This is a genomic window from Arthrobacter sp. FW306-1B-F12A (assembly GCF_058781865.1).
In genome coordinates, this window is record NZ_JBYSXD010000104.1 from 1 (window position 1) to 1,826 (window position 1,826).

The 1,826-nt window shown below is 61.6% G+C and carries 1 protein-coding gene; it reads left to right on the forward strand.

The window, feature by feature from the left end:
• Window positions 1-452: 452 nt before the first annotated feature.
• Entirely contained in the window at window positions 453-1,691 is a 1,239-nt protein-coding gene (locus AC3WJU_RS22400; protein ID WP_492260919.1) for an IS110 family RNA-guided transposase, read from the forward strand.
• Window positions 1,692-1,826 lie beyond the last annotated feature (135 nt).

Genomic DNA, 1,826 nt, shown 5'->3' on the forward strand with positions numbered 1-1,826 from the left:
GGGCGGATGCGGGCTGTTGACAGTGTCAACACTTTTGCTGTCGGACTGGGTCGTATATCGGTCGGATTGGGCCGTACTCGGTACGTTTTCGGGAGTTCCCTGTGTTTCCGCGGCCTGGAATGCGGTTCGAGTCCCACCTCGGGCACAATGTTGTCGCAGGTCAGCAATGCGGCGCCTTCGTTCCTGGGCGCGCCGTGGTGCGCGAAGATTTGGCAGCGGCTGGTCTGTGGTCGTTGCTCGCCTACGTAGCGCACACTGAAAGGGTCCGTCGTGGTCGACCCCGATTGCTCTGTAGTGCCGCTGAGCCTGTAGGTCAGCATGGTGGTGGATGGGCTCCACGGGAACCGTGGATTGTTGCCTTCGAGCACGAGCGTCAGACTTACCTTTTCTCCCTGCCCTCCCCGCGACGGACATCAGTGATGGTCCTGTTTGATATGGAGGAGGAAGTAGCCATGGAAGTGGTCCATGTCCGTTGTGCCGGGCTCGACATCTCCAAGAGGGACGCAAAGGTCTGTGTCCGGATCGCCGCGTCAGGGCGTCGCAAAACAACCGAGACAGTGACGACCTGGGCCTCGATGACCAACCAGATCCTCGCATTGCGAGAACACCTTGCCGCTGAGAGGGTCACCTGTGTGGTGATGGAAGCGACCGGAGACTACTGGAAGCCCTTCTACTACCTGCTCGAAGACCTGCCGGGCGTCGAGGTGATGTTGGTCAACGCCCGGCACGTGAAGAATCTTCCAGGCCGCAAAACCGATGTCTCCGACGCCACCTGGTTAGCTCAGCTCGGTGCGCACGGCCTGGTGCGCGGTTCGTTTGTTCCACCGGAGCCGATCCGTAGATTACGGGACCTGACCAGGGCCCGGACCGCGATCACCCGTGAACGAGGCCGTGAGATCCAGCGGCTCGAGAAACTCCTCGAAGACGCCGGGATCAAACTCTCCGCGGTGGCCTCCGACATCACCGGTGTTTCCGGACGGCTGATGCTCGAGTCCCTGATCGAGGGCCAGCGCGACCCCTCCGTCCTCGCGGAGCTGGCCAAGCGACGGCTGCGCTCGAAGATCCCGGAGCTGATCGAGGCGCTGACCGGCCAGTTCAGCGAGCACCACGCGTTCCTCGCCCAGGTGCATTTGGACCTGATCGACCGGCACTCGGCCGCGATCGAGGACATCACCGCGCGTATCCAAGCGGTGATCAAACCCTTTCAAGGATTCCGAGAGCTGATCACCACCATTCCCGGCATCAGCGTCTTGACCGCCGAGGTGATCATCGCCGAAATCGGAGGGGACATGTCCAGATTCCCCACACCCGGCCACCTTGCATCCTGGGCCGGCACGACCCCGGGCAGTAACGAGTCCGCTGGACGGGTCAAATCCACCAGGACCCGTCCAGGCAACCCCTACCTCCAAGGAGCCCTTGGCGCCGCGGCAATGGCCTGTGCACAGAACCCGACAACCTACCTCGGCGCCCGATACCGTCGGATCGCTTCCCGGCGGGGTCCGCAGAAGGCAAACGTCGCGATCCAGCACAAAATGCTCGTCTCGATATGGCACATGGGCATGGACGGGACCCTCTACGAGGACCCCGGCAGCGATTTCTACACCCGTTTACAGCCGGAACGGGCAAAGAGCCGGGCGGTCCACCAGCTCGAAACCATGGGCTACCAAGTGACCCTCGACCGCTTTAGCTGACCGCAGCAGCGGACTCTGACGCGAATTCAATCTTCGCGTCAGAGCGGTTTTAGGCTTGTGAGTGTGCACAGAAACTCGTTTTCTGTGCACACGAAGCCTAGAATTTTGGCTATGGCCAGCATTTGGGAGCGCAAA